Genomic DNA, 24,155 nt, shown 5'->3' with positions numbered 1-24,155 from the left:
GGACATGGCCAGGTCCGCGCTCGACTCGTTCTCCCCCGCGACCCGCAGTTGGTTCACCGGGGCCTTCACCGCGCCCACCGCGGCGCAGGAGGGCGCCTGGACCGCCATCGGGGCGGGGTCCGACGTCCTCGTCGTCGCTCCGACCGGCTCGGGCAAGACCCTGGCGGCCTTTCTCGCCTCCCTCGACCGGCTCGCCTCCGCGCCGCCGCCGGCCGAGCCGAAGAAGCGCTGCCGCGTGCTGTACGTGTCACCGCTCAAGGCCCTCGCCGTGGACGTCGAGCGGAACCTGCGCTCGCCGCTGACCGGAATCCGGCAGGAGTCGGTGCGGCTCGGCCATCCCGAGCCGGACATCCGGGTCGGCATCCGCTCCGGCGACACCCCGCCCGCCGAGCGCCGGTCGCTCGCGAGCCGGCCGCCGGACATCCTGATCACCACGCCCGAGTCGCTGTTCCTGATGCTGACCTCTGCCACCCGTGAGGCACTCGCGGGCGTGGAGACGGTCATCCTGGACGAGGTCCACGCGGTCGCGGGCACCAAGCGGGGCGCGCACCTGGCCCTCTCCCTGGAGCGGCTGGACGAGCTGCTGCCCCGCCCCGCGCGCCGGATCGGCCTGTCGGCCACGGTCCGCCCGGTGGACGAGGTCGCCCGGTACCTGTCGCCGGGGCGTGCCGTGGAGATCGTGCAGCCGCGTTCGGGCAAGGAGTTCGACCTCTCCGTCGTCGTCCCCGTCGAGGACATGGGCGAGCTGGGGGGCTCCCCCGCCTCAGAGGGCAAGGACGGCGGCGACAAGCCGTCGATCTGGCCACAGGTCGAGGAACGGATCGCCGACCTCGTCCAGGCCCACCGGTCCACGATCGTCTTCGCCAACTCCCGCCGGCTCGCGGAGCGGCTGTGCAACCGGCTCAACGAGATCGCGTACGAGCGGGCGACGGGCGAACCCCTCCCCGAGGGGGCTCCCCCGGCGGAGATCATGGCCCAGTCCGGTGCGGCCCAGGGCGCCCCGCCGCTGCTCGCCCGCGCCCACCACGGCTCGGTGTCGAAGGAGCAGCGGGCGCAGGTGGAGGAGGACCTGAAGGCGGGCCGGCTGCCCGCCGTGGTGGCCACCTCCAGCCTGGAGCTGGGCATCGACATGGGTGCGGTCGACCTGGTCGTGCAGGTCGAGTCGCCGCCGTCGGTGGCCTCCGGGCTCCAGCGCGTGGGCCGCGCCGGGCACCAGGTCGGCGCGGTGTCGACGGGTGTGGTCTTCCCCAAGTACCGGGGCGACCTGGTGCAGGCGGCCGTGGTCACCGAGCGGATGCGCACGGGCGCGATCGAGTCGATGCGGATTCCCGCCAACCCCCTGGACGTCCTGGCCCAGCAGCTGGTGGCCATCGTCGCGCTCGACACCTGGCAGGTGGACGACCTGCTCGCCCTGGTGCGTCGGGCGGCGCCGTTCGCCTCGCTGCCCGAATCGGCGTTCACGGGCGTGCTCGACATGCTCGCCGGCCGCTACCCGTCGGACGCCTTCGCCGAGCTGCGCCCGCGCGTGGTCTGGGACCGGGTCGCCGGCACGGTCACGGGGCGGCCGGGCGCTCAGCGGCTCGCCGTCACCTCGGGCGGCACGATCCCCGACCGGGGCCTCTTCGGTGTGTTCCTCGTCGGCTCGGACCCCAAGAAGGGCGGGGGCAGGGTCGGCGAGCTCGACGAGGAGATGGTGTACGAGTCCCGGGTCGGCGACGTGTTCACCCTCGGCACCACCTCGTGGCGGATCCAGGACATCACCCGGGACCGGGTACTGGTCACTCCGGCGCCCGGGGTGCCGGGCAGACTGCCGTTCTGGAAGGGCGACCAGCTGGGCCGCCCGCTCGAACTGGGCCGGGCCGTGGGCGCGTTCCTCCGCGAGGTCGGGGCCCTCTCGGACGACGACGCACGACTGCGGCTGCTCGCCGCCGGCCTGGACGCCTGGGCCGCGGAGAACGTCCTGGCGTACCTCAAGGAACAGCGCGAGGCCTGCGGCCACGTGCCCGACGACCGGACGATCCTGGTCGAGCGCTTCCGGGACGAGCTCGGTGACTGGCGGGTCGTCATCCACTCCCCGTTCGGCGCGCAGGTGCACGCCCCGTGGGCGCTGGCGCTCGGCGCGCGGCTCGCCGAGCGGTACGGCATGGACGCGCAGGTGATGCACGCGGACGACGGCATCGTGCTGCGGCTCCCGGACGCCGACCTGATGGGCCTGGACATGGGCCTGGACCTCCTCGACCACGAACCGGTCGACCCCGGACGGCACCTCGACACGACGTTCGACGCCGACAAGGCGCCCGTCGGCGCGGCCGACGCCCTCTTCGACAAGGGCGAGATCGGTCAGATCGTCACCGACCAGGTGGGCGGCTCCGCGCTGTTCGCGTCCCGGTTCCGCGAGTGCGCCGCGCGCGCCCTGCTGCTGCCCAAGCGCAACCCCGGCAAGCGCACCCCGCTCTGGCAGCAGCGTCAGCGCGCCGCCCAGCTCCTCCAGGTGGCGAGCGAGTTCGGCTCGTTCCCGATCGTCCTCGAAGCCGTCCGCGAGTGCCTCCAGGACGTCTTCGACCTCCCCGGCCTGACGGAGCTGATGGGGGACATCGAGGCCCGCCGGGTCCGCCTGGTCGAGGTCACCACCCCCGAACCCTCCCCGTTCGCCCGCTCGCTCCTCTTCGGCTACGTGGCGCAGTTCCTGTACGAGGGCGACTCCCCGCTCGCCGAGCGGCGGGCCGCTGCGCTCTCCCTCGACTCCCGGCTGCTCGCCGAGCTCCTCGGCCAGGCGGAGCTGCGCGAGCTGCTCGACGCCGACGTCCTGACGGAGCTGGAGCAGGAGCTCCAGTGGCTGGCCGACGACCGCCGCATCAAGGACGTGGAGGGCGTCGCCGACCTGCTGCGGGTCCTGGGCCCGCTGACCGACGCCGAGCTGACGGAGCGCGGCGCCGAGGCGGGCTGGGGGGCCGAGCTGGAGGCGGCACGCCGGGCGATCCGGGTGCGGATCGGCGGCCGGGAGCACTGGGCGGCCGTCGAGGACGCCGGCAGGCTGCGGGACGCCCTGGGCACAGCCCTGCCGGTCGGCGTACCGGAGGCCTTCACCGAGCCGGTCAAGGACCCGCTGGGCGACCTCCTCGCGCGGTACGCCCGGACGCACGGCCCGTTCACCTCCTCCCAGGCCGCCACCCGCTTCGGCCTGGGCGCGGCCGTCACCGACGGCGCCCTCCAGCGGCTCGCCGCCTCGGGCCGTGTCGTCCAGGGCGAGTTCCACCCCTCCGGCATCGGCCAGGAGTGGTGCGACGCCACCGTCCTGCGCCGGCTGCGCCGCCGCTCCCTCGCCGCCCTGCGCCACGAACTGGAGCCGGTGCCCCCCGCGGCGCTCGCCACCTTCCTGCCGCAGTGGCAGCACCTGGGGAGCAACAGCCTGCGCGGCATCGACGGCCTCGCCCGCGCGATCGAACAGCTCCAGGGCGCCCCGGTGCCCGCATCGGCCCTGGAGAAGCTGATCTTGCCGTCCCGGGTCCGCGACTACTCCCCGGCCCTCCTCGACGAGCTGACGACCACCGGCGAGGTCGTCTGGGCGGGAGCGGGGGCGTTGCCGGGCAAGGACGGCTGGGTCTCGCTCTACCTGGCGGACGCGGCACCGCTGCTCCTCCCGCAGCCGCACCCACTGGAGCTGTCCGCGCTGCACGAGTCGGCGCTCACGGCCCTCTCCGGCGGGTACGGCCTGTTCTTCCGGCAGATCGCCGACCAGATCCGGGCCACCACCCACCCGGACGCCACCGACCCGCAGCTGGCGGACGCCCTCTGGGACCTGGCCTGGTCCGGCCGCCTGACCAACGACACCCTGGCCCCGCTGCGCGCGCTCCTCGGTTCGGGCCGCACGGCCGGCTCCACCGCCCACCGTGCGCGCCGCACGGTCCCGCGCGGCCGGTACGGCACGCTGACCGCGGCCGCCCGCACCGCCTCCCGCACCGGTCCGCCCACGGTCTCCGGCCGCTGGTCCCTGCTCCCCCCGCCGGAGCCGGAACCGACCCACCGGGCGCACGCCCTCGCCCGCACCCTCCTCGACCGGCACGGCGTGGTCACCCGGGGCGCGGTGGCGGCCGAGGGCGTGGAGGGCGGTTTCTCCGCCACGTACCGGATCCTGGCCGCTTTCGAGGACAGCGGGCAGGCCCGGCGCGGTTATGTGGTCGAGGGTCTCGGCGCGGCCCAGTTCGCGATGGACGGGGCGGTGGACCGCCTGCGGGCCGCCGCGACCGCCCGCGACCGCGGAGCGGAGGCCGCGGCGGGCCCCCGCGCGCTGGTCCTCGCTGCGGCGGACCCGGCGAACGCCTACGGGGCGGCGCTGTCCTGGCCCGAGCCGCCGACGGGCGCCGGCCACAAGCCGGGGCGCAAGGCGGGCGCTCTGGTGGTCCTGGTCGACGGCGAGCTCACGCTCTACATGGAGCGCGGTGGCAAGACGCTCCTGTCCTGGCAGACGGACCCGGACGACCCGGCCCTGAAGGCGGCGGCGGAAGCCCTGGCGACATCCGCGAAGGCGGGCACGCTGGGCACGGTGACGGTGGAGCGGATCAACGGAGCGACGTCCCTGACATCGCCCTTGGCCGCCCCTATGGAGAAGGCGGGCTTCGTCGCCACCCCGAGAGGCCTCCGCCTCCGCGCGTAGGCAGCACGACCACCCCATCCACCCGGCATCATGGAACCGTGCCCGAAGGAGACACCGTCTGGCAGACCGCCCACCGCCTCCACACCGCCCTGGCCGGCCGGCTGCTGACGCGCGCGGACCTCCGGGTCCCCCGGTTCGCCACCGCCGACCTCACCGGCCGCACGCTCCTCGACGTCACCCCCCGCGGCAAACACCTCCTGACCCGCATCGAGGGCGGCCTCACCCTCCACTCCCATCTGCGGATGGACGGCGCCTGGCGTGTGTACGCCACCGGGGCGCGCCCGCACGGCGGCCCGGACCACCAGATCCGCGCGATCCTCGGGAACGAGGAGAACACCGCGTACGGCTACCGCCTCCCGGTCCTGGAACTCATCCGCACCGCGGACGAGCCGACGGCGGTGGGCCACCTGGGCCCGGACCTGCTGGGCCCCGACTGGGGTGCGACGGCCGCCGAGGAGGCGACCCGCCGGCTGACGGCGGACCCCACGCGCACGCTCGGCGAGGCCCTGCTCGACCAGCGGAACCTGGCCGGCATCGGCAACGTGTACAAGTCGGAGCTGGCCTTCCTGGCCGGCGTGACCCCATGGCTTCCGGTCGGCGACCTCGACCCCGACGTCCCCGCCCGGCTGGTCGCGACCGCCCACCGTCTCCTTGACGCGAACAGGGACCGCCCCGACCGCCGCACGACGACCACGCGCCGCCCGGGCACCCCACTGCACGTCTACGGCCGCGCCGGCCACTCCTGCCTCCGCTGTGGCACCCCGATCCGCAAGGCGGAACTCGGCGACCGGGTCACGTTCTGGTGCCCCGGCTGCCAACGCGGTCCCGAGAACGAGACCTCACCCGATAATTGACGATCCGTCAGATCCAGTCGTACGGTCCGACCATGACGGACAAGGCGCACACGACGACAGTGACGGCCGCGACGAGCGCAACGCCCGGAACAACAGGAACAACAGGAACAACAGGGACGACCGGGGCGACCGGGGCGACCGCGACGGCCGCTGCGAGCGCAACGACAGGGACGACAGCGACAAGGGAAGCGCAGGAGGCCGAGAAGGCACGACCGATACCCCTCCCCGCCTACGACCTCACCCACCGCACCGCCTTCGTCACCGGCGCCGCAAGCGGCATCGGCCGCGCCACCGCCGTCCTCCTCGCCCAGGCCGGCGCCACCGTGCACTGCGCGGACTGCGACGAACCCGGCCTCAAGGAGACGGTCGCCCTCATCGCCCGCGCGGGCGGCACCGCGCACACGCACCCCCTGGACGTCACCGACCGGGCCGCCCTCTCCGCCGCCGTCCGCGCGGCCGGCCCCCTCCACGTCATGGCCGCCGTCGCCGGGATCATGCACACGAGCTCGGTCCTGGAGACCCGTGACGAGGACCTGGACCGGGTCATCGCCGTCAATTTCAAGGGTGTGCTGTACGCCTGCCAGGAGGCGGCCCGCTCGATGATCGCAGCCGGCGTCCCCGGCTCGATCGTCACGATGGCCTCGGGCGCGATGGACACCGCCGGCCCCGGCCTGCTCTGCTACAGCGTCACCAAGGCGGCCGTCGTCCAGCTGACGAAGACACTGGCGACGGAAGCAGGCCGACACGGCATCCGGGTCAACGCGGTCGCACCGGGCTGGATCCGCACCCCGATGACGGCCCGGCACCAGCCGGCCGCCCAGGAGCAGGCGGAAGCGACGATGATCCGTCATTCACCGCTGGGCCGGGTCGGTGAGGCCGAGGACATCGCCCACGCCGTCCTGCACCTCGCGTCCGACGCGTCCTCGTTCACGACAGGCCAGATCCTGCGCCCCAACGGCGGCGTCGCGATGCCCTGGTGACCTGCCGGGCGAGGACCCCCGGCCGCCCCGAAGAGGCGGCCACGTGCACCGGCAGCAGACTCAGCCCCCAGCCGCCCGCGGCCACCGCGCCCTCGACCGCGCCGGACTCCCCCGGCACCAGGAGCAGGCGCAGCACCGCCCACCACCAGAGCCCCCCGACCGCCAGCCCGATCGCGACCAGCGCGAGCGTCGCCGGCGGCATCCGTCGCCGTACCATGGCCGCCTCCTGCCGTCGACGCTAGACCGGCAGGATCACCCTGCGGGAGGGCGCACCGGAGGCAAACCCGGCGCACACGGCCCAGTCGTACGTTCCCCCCACCATGCACGAGGCACCGGTACCCGGCATCTCAGACAAACGACCCCGCGGTGCTGCGGCAAGAGAAGAGCCCCGGCCGGAGCCCCCGAAAGGGACACCGACCGAGGCTCGACCCCGTATCGCTTCGCACGCTTCGTACGGCGACGACTAGGCGGCGACGACGTCCACCGCTTCCGCGGGCGCCTTGATGGTCACCCGCTCGGTGGGCACACGGCCCACCGACGTCACCGACACCGAATTGAGCATCGGGCGTACCGGCGTCGGCACCGGTTCGCTCGCCGCTGCCGACTCGGCCAGTTCGGCCAGTGACAGCTCGTCGCTCACTTCACGCATGAGCTCGGACATCCGTACGTCCAACGCGTCGCAGATCGCGGAGAGCAGCTCGGAGGAAGCCTCCTTCTGCCCCCGCTCCACCTCGGAGAGATAGCCGAGCGAGACTCGGGCGGACGAGGAGACTTCGCGCAGAGTACGGCCTTGGCGCTGGCGCTGCCGACGCAGCACGTCACCCAACAGGCGACGGAGCAGAATCATCGGTGGCTCCCTCCTCGGACCGCGTAGCCGCATCCTTCACGCCCCACCGTACCGCCTCGCGCTGCGGCCGTGCGGGGAGCGATGTCGTGTTCACTCAGGGCTGCAAACATCAATTCCCCCCGTAGTGTTCCGTATCCTGTGCCCGCGCATTTCCCGAGAGTTCCTCATGGAGCAGTGCCAGCACGCTCCGTACGCTCTCTCTACGGATGTCCGCGCGGTCGCCGTTCAACCTCAACGAGACCACTTTCCCGGCGCGGGCGCCCGTCGCGGCAGGTCCCGCGACCGCCACGTAGACGGTTCCGACCGGCTGTCCGTCCTGCGGATCGGGCCCGGCCACCCCGGTCGTCGAGATCCCCCAGTCGGCGCCGAGCCGGGTCCGCACACCGGCCGCCATCTGCAGCGCGACCTCGGGATCCACCGCTCCGCGCTCGGCGAGCAGGGCCGCGTCGACACCGAGCAGCTCCTGCTTGAGGGTCGTGGCGTAGGCCGTGACGGACCCCCGGAAGGAGGCCGAGGCACCGGGCACTCCGGTGAGCTCCGCGGCCACCAGTCCCCCCGTGAGCGACTCCGCCGCGGCGAGCGTGTGACCACGCTCCGCGAGCAGTGCCAGCACCCGGGCGGCCTCGGTCATCGCGTCGCCGCCTCCGACCGCGCGGCGGCCCGCTCGGCGGCGAGCCCCTTGCGGCGCAGCACGACCGCCTGGCGGACGTAGTCCAGACCGGTGACGACCGTCAGCACCACGGCCACCGCCATCACCCAGAAGCGCAGGGTGGCGAGCGGCCCGGTGAGCATCAGCACGTACATGCCGACCGCCGTGCCCTGCGCGAGCGTCTTCATCTTGCCGCCCCGGCTGGCCGGGATGACCCCGTGGCGGATCACCCAGAACCGCATCAGGGTGATCCCCAGCTCGCGGGCCAGGATGACGCCGGTCACCCACCAGGGCAGGTCCCCGAGCATCGACAGCGAGACGAGTCCGGCCGCCATGATCGCCTTGTCGGCGATCGGGTCGGCGATCTTCCCGAAGTCCGTGACCAGGTTGTACGCACGGGCGAGGTGCCCGTCGAAGACGTCCGTGATCATGGCGACGGCGAACGCCGCCCAGGCCCAGGCCCGCCATGCGGGGTCGTGACCGCCGTCCTGGAACAGCAGCACCACGAAGGCCGGCACGAGCACGAGCCGGATCATGGTCAGGATGTTGGCGATGTTCCACAGGCTGGCCTGGTTGACGGCCGCCGTGCCCAGCTTGCCGCGGGGCGCCGGCCTACCGGTCCCGCCCGTCGCGGATGCCGGGACTCCGGTCATCTGCCTGCCTCCTCGAAAAGACACTCGGCCACCAGGTCGACGCCCTCCGTGCCGACGACCTTCGCCATGACCATACGGCCCGGAGTCAGGTCGGGACTCGTACCGCCGGCCGTGGTGAGGACCACCTGGCCGTCGGTCTCGGGCGCCTGGTGGGCGGCGCGGCCGATCACGCCGTCCTCGTCGTCCACGGTCTCGACCAGTACTTCAAGGGTCTCTCCGATCCGCTCCTCCGCGCGCTGTGCGGTGAGCTCCTCGGCGAGCCGGGAGAGGTGGGCGAGGCGGGCGTCGACGACGTCCTGGTCGAGCTTGTGCTCGTACGTGGCGGCCTCGGTGCCGTCCTCGTCGGAGTAGCCGAAGACGCCGATCGCGTCGAGCCTGGCGTGGGTGACGAAGCGTTCCAGCTCGGCGAAGTCGGCCTCGGTCTCGCCGGGGAAGCCGACGATGAAGTTGGAGCGGGCACCGGCGGTCGGAGCCTTGGCCCGGATGGTCTCCAGGAGCTCGAGGAACCGGTCGGTGTCGCCGAAGCGGCGCATGGCCCGCAGCACGTCAGGGGCGCTGTGCTGGAAGGACAGGTCGAAGTACGGCACGACCTTGTCGGTCGACGTGAGGACGTCGATCAGGCCGGGGCGCATCTCGGCGGGCTGGAGGTAGCTGACGCGGACGCGCTCGATGCCGTCGACCGCGGCGAGCTCGGGCAGCAGGCTCTCCAGGAGCCGGATGTCGCCGAGGTCCTTGCCGTACGAGGTGTTGTTCTCGGAGACCAGCATGACCTCCTTCACACCCTGCTCGGCGAGCCAGCGCGTCTCGTTCAGCACGTCCGAGGGACGGCGCGAGACGAAGGAGCCGCGGAAGGAGGGGATGGCGCAGAAGGAGCAGCGGCGGTCGCAGCCGGAGGCCAGCTTCACGGAGGCGACGGGGCTGGCGTCCAGACGCCGGCGGAGCGGTGCGCGCGGCCCGGAGGCGGGCGCGAGACCGTCCGGCAGGTCGCTCGGCACGTCCTCGGGAGCGGAAGCGGGCGTGACGGCGGGCGCGGGAGTGTCCACGACGCCGTGGCCGGGGAGGGCGACCGCGGCGGCGGCCGCCTGGCGCTCCACCGGCGAGAGCGGCAGGAGCTTGCGCCGGTCACGCGGGGTGTGTGCCTCGACACTGCCACCGCTGAGGATGGTCTGGAGGCGGTTGGAGATGTCGGAGTAGTCGTCGAAGCCCAGGACGCCGTCGGCCTCCGGGAGGGCTTCGGCGAGCTCCTTGCCGTACCGCTCGGCCATGCAGCCGACGGCGACCACGGCCTGGGTGCGGCCGTGGTCCTTCAGATCATTGGCTTCGAGGAGGGCGTCGACGGAGTCCTTCTTGGCGGCTTCGACGAACCCACAGGTGTTGACGACGGCGACATCCGCGTCCTCGGCGTTCTCGACGAGCTCCCAGCCGTCCGCTGCCAAGCGGCCTGCGAGCTCCTCCGAGTCCACCTCGTTACGGGCGCAGCCAAGAGTGACAAGGGCGACGGTACGGCGTTCGGGCATGGACTCAAGACTACTTCGTCCCGGCAGTTCCCCCGTCGCGCAGGGTTCACCTGCGCGACAGGGGCCCCATCACGGGCCCGGAGGGGCGGCTCAGCCGGCCTCGGGGTCACCCTTGGTGTAGGTCAGTCGCTCGACCTGGCCGGATTCGAACTTGTCGTCGATCTTCTTGCCGTTCACGAAGAGCTCGATCGCTCCGGCGTTGCCGAGGACCAGGTCGATGCGCTCGTCGTCCTGGAAGGTCTTGGACTCGCCGTCCAGGAGGAGGCCGTCGAAGAGGAGCTTGCCGTTGGCGTCCTTGGCCGAGATCCAGCTCTTGCCGTCGGTGGCGGTCATCTTCACCGTCACCTTGTCCTGCGGGACCGCGGCGATCGCGCTCTCGGTGGGCTTCGGCGGCGTGGGCTTGACCGGCTTCGGCTTACCGGCGGACGTGGCCTTCTCCGGCGCGGGCGCCGGACCGCCGTCCGCGGCGGTGGCGCCCTTGGGCGCCTCGTTGCCGTTGAACATCGTGAAGCCGACGAAACCGACGACGGCGACGATGGCCGCGACCATCGCGGCGGTCCAGTTGGGCCGGCGCGGCTCGGGGCGGATGCGTTCCGCCTCGAACAGCGGGGCGGCGGGGGTGGGCGCGGGACGACCGCCGTGCTCGGCGTCGTACTGCTCGATCAGCGGAGCCGGATCGAGGCCGACGGCACGCGCGAGCGTGCGGATGTGACCGCGGGCGTAGACGTCGCCGCCGCAGCGCGAGAAGTCGTCCTCCTCGATCGCCTGAACGATCGGAATCCGGACACGGGTGGAGGCACTGACCTCTTCGACGGTGAGACCGGCGGCGATGCGGGTCTGCTGGAGAGCGCGACCGATCGAGTCCCGGTCGTCTGCCGGGAAGATCCGGTCGTCTTCGGGGGAGTTGCCGATGGACACGAGAGCGCCTTTCGAGCGTGTAGCCACCTGCTGGACGTTCAGTCTATGGGTGGTACGAAAGGGTGGGGCAACCGGGCGGGTGCTGTTTGTACGCCATGAGGCTGGGACATCCTTCTGTCCCTCCGCTCAACTTGACGTACGGCCAGGGGAAACGGTTGCCCTCCGTTCCCTTACGAGTGAGTCTCGGCCCGGTCTCGATCGCGTACCCGCTCCCCGGTCGCGTACTCCGGCGGGGCCTCGCCCCATCCCCGGCCGGACCACCGCGTTCGGCCGGGACCTGGGCTGCTCCCGCCGGACCACCGCTCCGGCCGGGACCCCGGGCTACTCCGCCGACTGCCCCCGGATCACGTCCAGCACCCCGTCCAACTCGTCGGGCTTGACCAGCACGTCGCGCGCCTTGGAGCCCTCGCTCGGCCCGACGATGTTCCGCGACTCCATGAGGTCCATCAGCCGCCCGGCCTTCGCGAAGCCGACGCGCAGCTTCCGCTGGAGCATCGAGGTGGAGCCGAACTGCGTGGAGACGACCAGTTCGGCGGCCTGGCACAGCAGATCGAGGTCGTCGCCGATGTCCTCGTCGATCTCCTTCTTCTGCCGGGTCCCGACGGTGACGTCCTCCCGGAAGACCGGGGTCATCTGGTCCTTGCAGTGCTGCACGACGGCCGCGACCTCGTGCTCGGTGACGAAGGCACCCTGCATGCGGACGGGCTTGTTGGCACCCATCGGCAGGAACAGTCCGTCACCCTTTCCGATGAGCTTCTCGGCGCCCGGCTGGTCGAGGATGACCCGGCTGTCGGCGAGCGAGGAGGTCGCGAAGGCGAGCCGGGACGGCACGTTGGCCTTGATGAGGCCCGTGACGACATCGACCGACGGCCGCTGGGTGGCGAGCACGAGGTGGATGCCGGCGGCGCGCGCGAGCTGCGTGATGCGGACGATCGAGTCCTCGACGTCCCGGGGCGCCACCATCATCAGGTCGGCGAGCTCGTCGACGATGACGAGCAGGTACGGGTACGTCTTGAGCTCCCGCTCGCTGCCCTCGGGCAGCTTGATCTTGCCGTCCCGGATCGCCTGGTTGAAGTCGTCGATGTGCCGGTAGCCGAAGGCCGCCAGATCGTCGTAACGGAGGTCCATCTCCTTCACCACCCACTGGAGGGCCTCCGCGGCCCGCTTGGGGTTGGTGATGATCGGGGTGATCAGGTGCGGGATGCCCTCGTACGCGGTGAGCTCGACCCGCTTGGGGTCGACGAGGACCATCCGGACGTCCTCCGGGGTCGCCCTTATCATGATCGAAGTGATCAGGCAGTTGATGCAGGAGGACTTTCCGGAGCCCGTCGCACCGGCGACCAGGACGTGCGGCATCTTCGCCAGGTTGGCCATCTCGTAGCCGCCCTCGACGTTCTTGCCGAGCGCCACGAGCATCGGGTGGTCGTCCTCGGCCGCGGCGGCCAGCCGCAGCACGTCGCCGAGGTTGACCATCTCCCGGTCGCTGTTGGGGATCTCGATGCCGACCGCGGACTTGCCGGGGATCGGCGAGATGATCCGTACGTCCGGAGAGGCCACGGCGTACGCGATGTTCTTGGTCAGGGCCGTGATCTTCTCGACCTTCACGGCGGGGCCGAGCTCGACCTCGTACCGCGTGACCGTCGGCCCCCGGGTGAAGCCGGTGACGGCGGCGTCGACCTTGAACTCGGTGAAGACGTTGGAGAGCGAGTCGACCACGGCGTCGTTGGCGGCGCTGCGCGTCTTGCCGGGCCCGCCCCGCTCCAGGAGGTCGAGCGAGGGCAGGGAGTACGTGATGTCGCCGGCCAGCTGGAGCTGCTCGGCCCGGGGCGGCAGATCGGTCGGCTCGGGCGCCGGCTTGGTCAGATCCGGTACGCCTACGCCGGACCGCTGGTCCCCGCCACGGGCCGGCGGCACGGGAGCGCCCTTGGCCCCCGTCTCGGCGCCCTTGGCCGCCGCCTCCGCGGCCTTCGCGGCGGCGGCGTCCACGGCGGCCTTGCGGTCGGCGGTGACGTCCCTGGTGAGGTCGGCGACGATCGGGGAGGGCGGCATGCCGTTGAGCACCGCGCCGTCGAGCGCGGCGGCGGCGGCCGCGGCGACGTCCACCGGGTCCAGGCCGTGGTCGAAGGCGGGCTCCTGGGAGGGGCGGCGGGCCCGCCGGCTGCGCCGGTCGAGCATCTCGGCCTCGGCCCGCTCCACGTCGTAGGGGTCCGCAGGGCCGCGGCGTCGCGCCGGCCGGGCGGTGCGGGCCTGCGGCCGGGCCTCGCGCCACTCCTCGTCGTACTCGTCGTACTCCCCGGAGGCGCCCCCGTGACCCTCGGGACGGTCCTCCGCGGGCTCGTAGGCGGGCTCGACGATGCCGAGCCTGGCGCCGAGGGCGCGCAGCCGCTGCGGGATCGCGTTGACCGGGGTGGCGGTGACGACGAGCAGTCCGAAGAGGGTGAGCAGGACCAGCATGGGGACGGCGAGGACCTCGCCCATCATGAAGACGAGCGGCTGGGAGGCGGCCCAGCCGATGAGGCCGCCGGCGTCCTGCATGGCATCGCTGCCGTCGCCGCGGCCGGGTGAACCGCAGGCGATGTGGACCTGGCCGAGGACGCCGATGACGAGGGCGGAGAGGCCGATGCTGATCCGGCCGTTGGCCTCGGGCTTCTCCGGGAAGAGGATGAGGCGCACGCCGATCGCGCCGAGGAGCAGCGGGACGAGCAGGTCGAGCCGGCCGAAGGAACCGGTGACCAGCATCTCGACGAGGTCGCCGACGGGGCCTCGGAGGTTGGACCAGGTGCCCGCGGCGACGATCAGCGCGAGGCCGAGGAGCAGCAGCGCGAGCCCGTCCTTGCGGTGGGCCGGGTCGAGGCCCTTGGCGCCGCGCCCTATCCCCCGGAACATCGCCCCCACGGCGTGCGCGAGGCCGAGCCAGGCGCCGCGTGCGAGCCGGTAGATGCCCCCGGTGGGGGACGGCGCGGGCCGGGGAGCCGGCTTCTTCGCCGCGGTCTTGCGCGCGGGCGCCTTCTTGGCGGGCGCGGCCTTCTTGGCCGGCGCCTTCTTGGCGGGCGGTTTGGCGGGGGACTTCGCGGGTGCCGCTTTCTTCGCGGCGCCCGTCGTACGGCCGGCGCGCGGCTTTGCGGTGCCCGCCGTGCCCTGGGAACCCTTGCCGGACGTACGTGAAGCCATGGTGCCGAGGTTACCGGTGTGAAGACCGGCTGTCCGCCTCACCCGTTCGTGTCGCTCCGGCCGTGGCCCGAAGCTGACGCCGCATCACGCGGCACGTCGGGCGTCGGACGGCTCGGTGACGGTACGTCAGCTCTGGGCCGGCAGCGTCGGCGCGGCGCCGGTGCCCGGCTCCAGCGCGTCCAGCGCCCGGCGCAACCCGGTGAGCTTGCGCTCCAGATGCGCGGCGGTGGCGACCGCGGCCGCGTCGGCGGAGTCGTCGTCGAGCTGCTTGGACAGCGCCTCCGCCTGCTCCTCGACGGCCGCGAGACGGGCCGAGAGCTCGGCGAGCAGACCGGCGGCCTCCTTGCCCTGACCGCCCTCGCCGCCGCCCTCCAACTGCAGCCGCAGCAGTGCGGCCTGCTCGCGCAGCTTGCAGTTCTTCATGTACAGCTCGACGAAGACCGAGACCTTGGCGCGCAGCACCCACGGGTCGAACGGCTTCGAGATGTAGTCGACCGCCCCGGCCGCGTACCCACGGAACGTGTGGTGGGGGCCGTGGTTGATGGCGGTGAGGAAGATGATCGGGATGTCCCGGGTCCGCTCCCGCCGCTTGATGTGCGCCGCGGTCTCGAAGCCGTCCATACCCGGCATCTGGACGTCGAGCAGGATGACCGCGAAGTCGTCCGTCAACAGCGCCTTGAGCGCTTCCTCCCCGGACGATGCCCGCACCAGCGTCTGATCGAGCGCGGAGAGAATGGCCTCCAGCGCCAGCAGATTCTCCGGCCGGTCATCGACCAGGAGGATCTTGGCCTTCTGCACCATGCCCCGTCCTCCTCGCCCCGGCAACGTCTCTCCCCGGCTCCCGGAACCGGGGGAAGCACCGGGCGCCGCCCCAGAAGACGACTCCCTAGCGCCGTCCGTCCTTGTGCCGGTCATCGTAGCCGCACCCCGCCCGTCGCCACACCCTGTCACCGCGATGTCACTGTGCACGTACCGGAAACGCGGTGGGAGACCAGAAGGTTCCCCGTATCCCGGCCTCTCACACCCCCCTGGCGACAGTCCGTCAGGGAAGGCCGTGGACCCCGCCGCGAGCCCGCGGTGCGGAGGCGTCCCCACCGCGCCGACCCCGTGGTCCGGAGGCGTCCCCACCGCGCCGACCCCGTGGTCCGGAGGCGTCCCCACCGCGCCGACCCCGTGGTCCGGAGGCGTCCCCACCGCGCCGAGCCCGCGGTCCGGAGGGGTTCCCCCACACCACGGGCCCCGCCCGGAGTCACTCGCCCCGCATCCACTGCTCCATCACGGACAGCAGGTGATCGGGGTCGACCGGCTTGGTCACATAGTCCGAGGCTCCGGACTCGATCGCCTTCTCCCGGTCGCCCTTCATCGCCTTCGCCGTCAGCGCGATGATCGGCAGCCCCGCGAACTGCGGCATGCGCCGGATCGCCGTCGTCGTCGCGTATCCGTCCATCTCCGGCATCATGATGTCCATCAGGACGATCGTCACATCGTCGTGCTGCTCCAGGACTTCGATGCCCTCCCGCCCGTTCTCCGCGTACAGCACCGCGAGTCCGTGCTGCTCGAGGACGCTGGTGAGCGCGAAGACGTTACGGATGTCGTCGTCGACGATGAGCACCTTCTCGCCGGAGAAGCCGAAGGTACGGCGCGGCTCGGCCTCCGCCTCCTGCTCCGCCCGGTCGGCGGCGATCTGCTGCCCTGACTGCCCCGGCACCGCCGTCCGCGCCCCGGTCGCCTCCGCGGCCGCCTTCCGCCGGTGCCGGAACAGCGCGCCCGCCCCGGACCGCGCCTCCGTCCGTACGGGCGCGGGCGGGAAGTGCGGGAACGCGTGGACGGCCCCGGCGGCCCCCTCCTCGGCGCCCTGCTGCGGGTCGTCCGACGCTCCCTGCCCGTAGCCGGCCGGCAGCTCCGTCGGGCTCAGCGGCAGATAGAGCGTGAACGTCGAACCGCGGCCCGGCTCGCTCGCCGCGAAGATCTCGCCGCCGAGCAGCCGCGCGATCTCCCGGCTGATCGAGAGCCCCAGACCCGTACCGCCGTACTTCCGGCTGGTCGTGCCGTCGGCCTGCTTGAACGCCTCGAAGATGACCCGCATCTTGCTCGCGGCGATCCCGATCCCGGTGTCCGTGACGGAGAAGGCGATCAGATCGGCCTCCGGATCGCGCAGCGAACCGGCCTCCAGGAGCTGCTCGCGAATCGACTGCGGCACATCGATCCCGGCCGGCCGGATCACCAGCTCGACCGCCCCCGTGTCGGTGAACTTCACCGCGTTGGAGAGGAGGTTGCGGAGCACCTGGAGCAGCCGCTGCTCGTCGGTGTGGAGGGTGGCCGGCAGCTCGGGCGAGACCCGCACCGAGAAGTCGAGCCCCTTCTCCGCCGTGAGCGGCCGGAAGGTCGCCTCCACGTAGTCGACGAGCTGGACGAGCGCGATCCGGGTCGGCGAGACGTCCATCTTGCCCGCCTCGACCTTCGACAGGTCGAGGATGTCGTTGATCAGCTGGAGCAGATCGGAACCGGCACCGTGGATGGTCTCCGCGAACTCGACCTGCTTCGGCGTCAGGTTCGTCTCGGCGTTGTCCGCGAGCAACTTGGCAAGGATCAGCAGCGAGTTGAGCGGGGTGCGCAGCTCGTGGGACATGTTCGCCAGGAACTCGGACTTGTAGCGCATGGAGACGGCGAGCTGCTCGGCCCGCTCCTCCAGGACCTGCCGGGCCTCCTCGATCTCGGTGTTCTTCACCTCGATGTCGCGGTTCTGCCGGGCCAGCAGCTCGGCCTTCTCCTCCAGCTCCAGGTTGGAGCCCTGCAGCTCCTTCTGCCGGTGCTCCAGCTCCGCCGAACGCTCCTTGAGCTGCTCGGTGAGCTCCTGCGACTGCTGGAGCAGCACCTCGGTCTTGGTGTTGACACTGATCGTGTTGACCGTGGTGGCGATCAGCTCGGCGAGCTGGTTGAGGAAGTCCCGCTGGATCTGCGTGAACGGCTGGAAGGAGGCCAGCTCGATCACCCCGAGGACCTTGCCCTCGAAGAGCACCGGAAGCACGATCACATGCGCCGGCGCGGCCTCCCCGAGCCCGGAGGAGATCTTCAGATAGCCGGGCGGAACGTTGACCTGGATGGTCCGCTTCTCCTCGGCCGCCGTCCCGATGAGCGTCTCGCCGGGGCGGAACGAGGTCGGCATGGACCCGGCGGAGTAGCCGTAACTCCCGCGCATCCGAAGCTCGTACGAGCCCTCTCCCTCACCGACGAGTTCGGCGTCGCTGTGGGCGGAGCCGGTCGGCATCGCCACGAAGAAGGCACCGTGCTGGGCCGAGACCACCGGCGTCAGCTCGCTCATGATGAGCGAGGCGACGTCGTCCAGGTCCCGTCGGCCCTGCATGAGGCCGGAGATCCGTGCCAGGTTGCCCTTCAGCCAGTCCTGCTCCTCGTTGGCGAGGGTGGTGTCGCGCAGGTTGGCGATCATGGTGTTGATGTTCTCCTGGAGGGCCTGGATCTCGCCCGCCGCGTCGACACCGTCGATCTTGAGGTTCAGGTCGCCCCGGGTCACCGCCGTGGCGACGGCGGCGATCGCCCGCACCTGCCGGGTCAGGTTCCCGGCCATCTCGTTCACGGACTCCGTCAGGTCCCGCCACGTGCCGTCCACATCACGCACCCTGGCCTGACCGCCGAGCTGCCCGTCCGTACCCACCTCGCGGGCCACCCGCGTGACCTCCTCGGCGAAGTTCGACAGCTGGTCGACCATCGTGTTGATGGTGCTCTTCAGCTCCTGGATCTCGCCGCGCGCGTCGATGTCGATCTTCTTGGTGAGGTCGCCCTTGGCGATGGCCGTGGTGACGGCCGCGATCTGGCGCACCTGACCGGTGAGGTTGGAGGCCATCGAGTTCACCGACTCGGTCAGGTCCTTCCAGGTGCCCGAGACACCCGGCACCCGGGCCTGGCCGCCCAGCTCGCCCTCCGTACCCACCTCGCGGGCCACCCGCGTGACCTCGTCCGCGAACGACGACAGGGTCGTCACCATGGTGTTGACGGTGTCGGCGAGTTCGGCGACCTCGCCGCGCGCCTCGACCGTCACCTTCTTCGTCAGATCGCCGTTGGCGACCGCCGCCGAGACCCGCGAGATGTTCCGCACCTGACTGGTCAGGTTGTTGGCCATCAGGTTGACGTTGTCGCTCAGGTCCTTCCAGGTGCCGGTGACACCCCGGACCCGCGCCTGACCGCCCAGGATGCCCTCCGTACCCACCTCGCGGGCCACCCGCGTGACCTCGTCCGCGAAGTTCGACAGCTGGTCGACCATCGTGTTGACGGTCGTCACCAGCTCCAGGATCTCGCCCCGGGCGTCGACGGTGATCTTCTTCGACAGGTCTCCCTTGGCGACCGCCGTCGTGACCTCGGCGATGTTCCGCACCTGGATGGTGAGGTTGTTCGCCATGAAGTTCACGGACTGGGTGAGGTCCTTCCAGGTGCCCGAGACGCCCTGCACCTCGGCCTGACCGCCCAGGATGCCCTCGGTGCCCACCTCGCGGGCCACCCGCGTCACCTGCTCGGCGAAGTTCGAGAGCTGGTCCACCATCGTGTTGAGGGTGTTCTTCAGCTCCAGGATCTCGCCGCGCGCGTCCACGTCGATCTTCTGCGACAGGTCACCGCGCGCCACCGCGGTGGCGACCTGCGCGATGTTGCGGACCTGGGTGGTCAGGTTCCCGGCCATGCCGTTCACCGAGTCCGTCAGGTCACGCCACACACCTGCCACACCCGGCACCTGCGCCTGCCCGCCGAGCCGCCCGTCGGTACCCACCTCGCGGGCCACCCGGGTCACCTGGTCGGCGAACGCGGAGAGCTGGTCGACCATCGTGTTGATGGTGTTCTTGAGCTCCAGGATCTCGCCGCGCGCGTCCACGTCGATCTTCTGCGACAGGTCACCGCGGGCAACGGCCGTCGTCACCTGCGCGATCTGCCGCACCTGCGAGGTCAGGTTGCCGGCCATGAAGTTCACCGAGTCGGTGAGCTCCCGCCAGCGCCCCGACACGCCGTCCACCCGCGCCTGACCGCCCAGCCGGCCCTCGGTGCCCACGTCCCGCGCCATCCGCGTCACCTGGTCCGCGAACGACGACAGCTGCGACACCATCGTGTTGACGGTGTTCTTCAGCTCCAGCATCTCGCCGGCCACGTCCACGGTGACCTTCTGCGACAGGTCGCCGTTGGCGACCGCCGTCGTCACCTGCGCGATGTCACGCACCTGACCGGTCAGGTTCCGGAAGGCCGTGTTCACCGAGTCGGTGAGGTCCTTCCACGTGCCCGCCGCGCCCTTCACCTCGGCCTGGCCACCGAGCAGACCCTCGACACCGACCTCGCGGGCCACCCGGGTCACCTCGGAACCGAAGGCCGACAGCTGGTCCACCATCGTGTTGACGGTGTTCTTCAGCTCCAGCATCTCGCCGGCCACGTCCACGGTGACCTTCTGCGACAGGTCGCCGTTGGCGACCGCCGTCGTCACCTGCGCGATGTCACGCACCTGCGTGGTGATGTTCCGGAAGACGGTGTTGACCGAGTCGGTGAGGTCCTTCCAGGTCCCCGCCGCCCCCGGCACCTGCGCCTGACCACCGAGCAGGCCCTCGGCGCCGACCTCGCCCGACACCCGGGTCACCTCGTCGGCGAAGATCCGCAGCGTCTTCGTCATCTGGTTGATGGTGTCCGCCAGCTGCGCGATCTCACCGCGCGCCGACACCCGCACCTTCTGCGACAGATCGCCGTTCGCGACCGCCGTGGTGACCTCGGCGATGCCCCGCACCTGGTTGGTCAGGTTGCCCGCCATCGTGTTGACGGAGTCCGTGAGGTCCTTCCACACACCGGCGACCCCGGCCACCTCGGCCTGACCGCCGAGCTCGCCCTCCGTTCCCACCTCGCGGGCGACCCGGGTCACCTCGGAGGAGAACGACGACAGCTGGTCCACCATCCGGTTGACCGTGTTCTTCAGCTCGAGCATCTCGCCGGCCACGTTCGCCGTGACCTTCTGTGACAGATCACCGTCCGCGACCGCCGTCGTCACCAGCGCGATGTCACGCACCTGGGCCGTCAGCCGGTTCGCCATCGTGTTGACCGAGTCCGTGAGGTCCTTCCACGAACCGGACACCCCCCGCACCTGCGCCTGCCCGCCCAGCTTGCCGTCCGTACCCACCTCGACGGCCACCCTGGTCACCTCGGAGGCGAACACCGACAGCTGGTCGACGAGGTTGTTCGCGGTACGGGCGACCTTGAGGAACTCCCCGCGCAGCGGCCGGACCGCCCCGTCGGCACCCTCCGAACGCAGGTCCATCCGCTGGTCCAGATCACCCTCGGCCACCGCCGAGAGCACCCGACCCACCTCGGACACCGGCCGGGCAAGATCGTCGACGAGCGCGTTCGCGGCCTCGATCGCCGCCGCCCACGCCCCCTCGCCGGCCCCCGCCTCGAGACGCTCGGACAGCTTGCCCTCGCGCCCCACCACCCGGCGGACCCGCGACAGCTCCCCCGTCACATGCATCTGCCGGTCCGCGACCTCGTTGAACACCGCGGAGATCTCCGCCATGACCCCGTCGCCGGACACCGTGAGCCGCCTGCGGAGGTTTCCGTCCCGCATGGACACCAGCGCGGCCAGCAGCCGCTCCAGCGCCGCCGCGTCCACCTGGACCGTCCCCCCACGGGAACGCCCGCCCCTCGCGCGCGTACCGCTGCCTCCGCCGCGTCGCGCCGCCGTGCCAGGTTCCACCGTGTCCCTCCCGAAAGGGGTCGACCGTACCGCTCCGGCTTTCGCCGGTAGCCTGCCCAGTGTTTCACCGCCACCGAACCAGGCGATAACAGTTCGGCAGCTTCGCACATCCGTCCCTACCCCCTGGGGACGGTTTCAGCGATGACCGGCATCCGCTCGGACGGTGAAGGTAAGTAACCTGGCTTCCGACTGTCCAACCGCCCCGGTCCGCCCGGCGGGGGCGGTGTGGCGCGCGTACGACCACCGGGCAGCGGGAGGGACAGACCGAGCATGGCAGAGCCGGGCGTCGAGACGCGTACGAGGAGTGCTGTGATCACCGCGCGGGCGACTGCCAGCTTCGAGCCCGTCGGGCGGTCCGTCGCGGCCGCCCGCGCCTTCGTCCGGGACACCCTCCAGGGCTGGGGCCACCCCGAACTCGTCGACGACGCCGTCGTGCTCACCAGCGAGCTCGTCACCAACGCCGTCATCCACGCCGGCACCTCCGCCGAGGTCCTCTGCCTCCGCTCCGACGACAGCATCCGCGTCGAGGTCGCCGACCGCTACCCCGAGCGCGAGATCCCCGTCCAGAGCGGCCGCACCCTCGGCAGCCCCGACCGCGAGAACGGCCGCGGCCTGCTGCTCTGCGCCGCCCTCGCCCACCGCTGGGGCGTCGACTACACCCCCACCCGCAAGCACGTCTGGTTCCACCTCGACCTCGCCCAGCGCCCGGTCGGCACCCGCTCCGCGGGCCCCGTCCTCCCCGACGCGCTCCTCCCGGTCACCGACAGCCGCGCCCGCGTCGCCGTCGTCCAGATCGACCGCGGCGGTGCCATCGCCGCCTGGAACGAGGACGCCGGGGAACTCTTCGGATACGCCTCCGAGCAGGTGACCGGCAAACCCCTGGGCGACCTCGCGGCCTGGCCCCACACCCCCGGCATCGGCACCGGCCTCGCCGAGGCACTCCGCCTCTCCCGCTGGGAGGGCAGCTACGGCATCCGCTGCGCCGACGGCCGCGTCATCCCCGTCTACGCCGCCCACCTCCGCGTCCGCGACGCCGAGGGCGACCCCTCCACCGTCTGCCTCCTGGTGCGCGAGCACGAGCGGGCGATCCTCCAGACCCCGCAGCGCCCCGCCGCCGAGCCGGGCTCCGAGAGCCGCACCGCGGACCCCTTCGAGGTCTTCATCGGCTCCCCGGCCCCCGACGACCTCGACGGCCTGCTCCAGCGCACGGTCGAACGCGCCCGCGACATGCTCGACGGCGACGCCGCCTTCCTGCTCCTCGCCACCGACGACGAGACGGAACTCGAGGTACGGGCGACCACCGGCCTCCCGGCCGCCCGCCAGCGCTTCGCCCGCGTCCCCGTGGAGACCGGCGCCAGCCGGTACGGCTCCGCCCGCATGCCCGCCGTGCACGAGGACCTGGCCGCCGTCCCCGGCGCCGTCCCGCTCCTCGAGGGCACCGGCATGCGCTCGGTCGTCACCGTGCCCCTGAAGGTCGAGGGCCGGCTCACCGGCTCCCTCGGCGTGGCCGCCGAGACCGCGAACCGCTACTCCAACGAAGAGGCCCTCCGCCTCCAGTTCGCCGCCGACCGCATCGCCCTGGCCGTCGAATCCGCCCGCCTCGGCGAGTTGGAACGCCTCCGCCGCGGCTCCCTCAGCTTCCTCGTCGAGGCCTCCGACCTCCTGGCGGGCACGCTCGACCGGGACCAGACCCTGGCCCTGATGGCCCAGATGACGGTCCCGACCCTCGCGACCTGGTGTGCGGTCTACACGATCGCCGACCAGTCCTCGGACCCGTACCTCTCGTACGTGCTCCACGAGGACGAGGACCGCATCGACGGCCTCAAGGAGCTGCTCTCCTCGATCTCCCCGCCCGACCCGGTGCCGACCCCCGGCGCCCGCGTCTGGACCGCACCGGGCGACGCCGCCCACCGTGCGGCCCTCACCGCCTCGGTCCGCGCCCTCGACCACCCCACGAGCCCGCTCTCCTCCGGCATCGACACCACCCTGGCCACCGCGAGCGCGGTCGCCGGCGAGACGGTCGTCCTGCCGCTGGTCGCCCGCAACCGGGTCATCGGCATGCTGACCCTGGGCCGGCCCTCGGAGGACCACTTCCGCCAGGAGATCCTGGAGCTCGCCGAGGACCTCTCGCGCCGGGCCGCCCTGGCCCTGGACAACGCCCGCCTGTACTCGGAGCGCGTGGCGATCAGCCAGTCCCTCCAGCGCAGTCTCCTTCCGCCCGGCCTCCCCGAGATTCCGGGTGTCGAGGTCGACGTCATCTACCGCGCGGCCGGCGAGGGCAACGAGGTCGGTGGCGACTTCTACGACCTCTTCCCGATCCGCGACGGCGCCTACGGCTTCGCCATCGGCGACGTCTGCGGTACGGGCCCCGAGGCGGCCGCCGTCACCGGCCTGGCCCGCCACGCTCTCCGTCTGCTGGCCCGTGAGGGCTTCGGCGGTCCGGCCGTCCTGGAGCGCCTGAACGCGGCGATCCTCGACGAGGGCGCCCGCAGCCGCTTCCTCACGCTCCTGTACGGCGAGATGCGCCCTCAGGAGGACGGCTCCGCGATCCTCAAGGTCGTCTGCGCCGGCCACCCGCTCCCCCTGCGCCTCCGCCCGGACGGCACGGTGACGTCCGCGGCCGAGCCCCAGCCGCTCCTGGGTGTGATGGAAGACCTCGAGCTGTACGAGGAGACCATCACGCTCGACCCGGGCGACGTCCTCCTCTGCGTGACGGACGGCGTGACGGAACGCCGCGAGGGCACCCGCATGCTGGGCGACGACGGCCTCGCCGAAGTCCTCAAGACCTGCACGGGCCTGACGGCCGGTGCGGTCGCCTCCCGAGTGCTCCGCGCGGTGGAACGCTTCGCCCAGGCCCCGGCCTCCGACGACATGGCCATCCTGGCCATGCGACTCCGCGAGCCGGACGACCGCTGACGCTGCCGGCGATCCCCGCACGGGGATCGCCGGCAGGTCCGTCCCACCCCGGGAACGAAAAAAGGCCCCCGCCACAAGGCGGGGGCCTTCTTACTCTGAGCCCTTTAACGGAATCGAACCGTTGACCTTCTCCTTACCATGGAGACGCTCTACCGACTGAGCTAAAAGGGCGGGTGTTCGGCGGCGTCCTACTCTCCCACAGGGTCCCCCCTGCAGTACCATCGGCGCTGAAAGGCTTAGCTTCCGGGTTCGGAATGTAACCGGGCGTT

At 71.9% G+C, this 24,155-nt stretch carries 13 protein-coding genes, 1 tRNA gene and 1 rRNA gene; 4 read left to right on the top strand and 11 right to left on the bottom strand.

Annotation, left to right across the window (positions count from 1 at the left end; translation table 11 throughout):
- Window positions 1-4: 4 nt before the first annotated feature.
- The 3 genes from ACZ4XX_RS29055 (at window position 5) to ACZ4XX_RS29045 (ending at window position 6,488) form a co-directional block, all read left to right on the top strand.
- Window positions 5-4,654, top strand: coding sequence for an Lhr family ATP-dependent helicase (locus ACZ4XX_RS29055; RefSeq protein ID WP_468510825.1), 4,650 nt, complete (start codon window positions 5-7; stop codon window positions 4,652-4,654).
- A 38-nt stretch (window positions 4,655-4,692) separates the two neighbouring features.
- Complete coding sequence (locus ACZ4XX_RS29050; RefSeq protein WP_468510824.1) at window positions 4,693-5,508, top strand: DNA-formamidopyrimidine glycosylase family protein; 816 nt, start codon at window positions 4,693-4,695, stop codon at window positions 5,506-5,508.
- Window positions 5,509-5,723: 215 nt separating this feature from the next.
- The gene (locus tag ACZ4XX_RS29045) at window positions 5,724-6,488 is read left to right on the top strand and encodes an SDR family NAD(P)-dependent oxidoreductase (protein ID WP_468510861.1); all 765 of its coding nucleotides are present in this window, start codon (window positions 5,724-5,726) and stop codon (window positions 6,486-6,488) included.
- Here the strand turns inward: ACZ4XX_RS29045 and ACZ4XX_RS29040 are convergent.
- The 9 genes from ACZ4XX_RS29040 to ACZ4XX_RS29000 all read right to left on the bottom strand — a co-directional run bounded on the left by ACZ4XX_RS29040 (window position 6,436) and on the right by ACZ4XX_RS29000 (window position 20,970).
- Window positions 6,436-6,705 (bottom strand): hypothetical protein, encoded by a 270-nt coding sequence (locus ACZ4XX_RS29040; protein WP_468510823.1) that lies wholly within the window; start codon window positions 6,703-6,705, stop codon window positions 6,436-6,438. The genes ACZ4XX_RS29045 and ACZ4XX_RS29040 overlap by 53 nt on opposite strands.
- Before the next feature lie 246 nt (window positions 6,706-6,951).
- Window positions 6,952-7,335 carry a helix-turn-helix domain-containing protein gene (locus tag ACZ4XX_RS29035; RefSeq protein ID WP_030326330.1) on the bottom strand — a complete coding sequence of 128 codons (384 nt, stop codon included), beginning with the start codon at window positions 7,333-7,335 and terminating at the stop codon, window positions 6,952-6,954.
- 109 nt (window positions 7,336-7,444) lie between these two features.
- The gene (locus tag ACZ4XX_RS29030; RefSeq protein WP_468510822.1) at window positions 7,445-7,966 is read right to left on the bottom strand and encodes a CinA family protein; all 522 of its coding nucleotides are present in this window, start codon (window positions 7,964-7,966) and stop codon (window positions 7,445-7,447) included.
- Entirely contained in the window at window positions 7,963-8,637 is a 675-nt protein-coding gene (gene pgsA, locus ACZ4XX_RS29025) for a CDP-diacylglycerol--glycerol-3-phosphate 3-phosphatidyltransferase (RefSeq protein ID WP_468510821.1), read from the bottom strand. Before pgsA ends, ACZ4XX_RS29030 begins: the two co-directional genes overlap by 4 nt.
- Window positions 8,634-10,154: a 30S ribosomal protein S12 methylthiotransferase RimO gene (rimO, locus tag ACZ4XX_RS29020; protein WP_468510820.1), complete on the bottom strand. Its 1,521-nt coding sequence runs from the start codon at window positions 10,152-10,154 to the stop codon at window positions 8,634-8,636. Before rimO ends, pgsA begins: the two co-directional genes overlap by 4 nt.
- A 90-nt stretch (window positions 10,155-10,244) precedes the next feature.
- Entirely contained in the window at window positions 10,245-11,072 is an 828-nt protein-coding gene (locus ACZ4XX_RS29015) for a helix-turn-helix domain-containing protein (RefSeq protein WP_468510819.1), read from the bottom strand.
- A gap of 321 nt (window positions 11,073-11,393) precedes the next feature.
- A complete protein-coding gene (locus ACZ4XX_RS29010) occupies window positions 11,394-14,243 on the bottom strand; it encodes a DNA translocase FtsK (RefSeq protein WP_468510818.1) in 2,850 nt (949 codons plus the stop codon).
- Between the two features lie 126 nt (window positions 14,244-14,369).
- Window positions 14,370-15,044 (bottom strand): response regulator, encoded by a 675-nt coding sequence (locus tag ACZ4XX_RS29005; RefSeq protein WP_017237733.1) that lies wholly within the window; start codon window positions 15,042-15,044, stop codon window positions 14,370-14,372.
- 448 nt (window positions 15,045-15,492) lie between these two features.
- Entirely contained in the window at window positions 15,493-20,970 is a 5,478-nt protein-coding gene (locus tag ACZ4XX_RS29000; protein WP_468510817.1) for a HAMP domain-containing protein, read from the bottom strand.
- Between the two features lie 270 nt (window positions 20,971-21,240).
- On the opposite strand from ACZ4XX_RS29000, the gene ACZ4XX_RS28995 reads away from it, so the two are divergent.
- Complete coding sequence (locus ACZ4XX_RS28995) at window positions 21,241-23,886, top strand: SpoIIE family protein phosphatase (RefSeq protein ID WP_468510816.1); 2,646 nt, start codon at window positions 21,241-21,243, stop codon at window positions 23,884-23,886.
- 98 nt (window positions 23,887-23,984) lie between these two features.
- On the opposite strand, the gene ACZ4XX_RS28990 is transcribed toward ACZ4XX_RS28995, so the two are convergent.
- Together ACZ4XX_RS28990 and rrf are read right to left on the bottom strand one after the other, a co-directional pair.
- Window positions 23,985-24,057, bottom strand: a tRNA-Thr gene (locus tag ACZ4XX_RS28990).
- A gap of 4 nt (window positions 24,058-24,061) precedes the next feature.
- Window positions 24,062-24,155 (bottom strand): 5S ribosomal RNA (gene rrf, locus ACZ4XX_RS28985); the annotation flags it as partial.

The sequence above is a fragment of the Streptomyces sp. NPDC029956 genome (assembly GCF_055574655.1).
The sequence above is the reverse complement of the archived record's forward strand: the minus strand, read 5'-3'. Positions and strand labels throughout refer to the sequence as shown.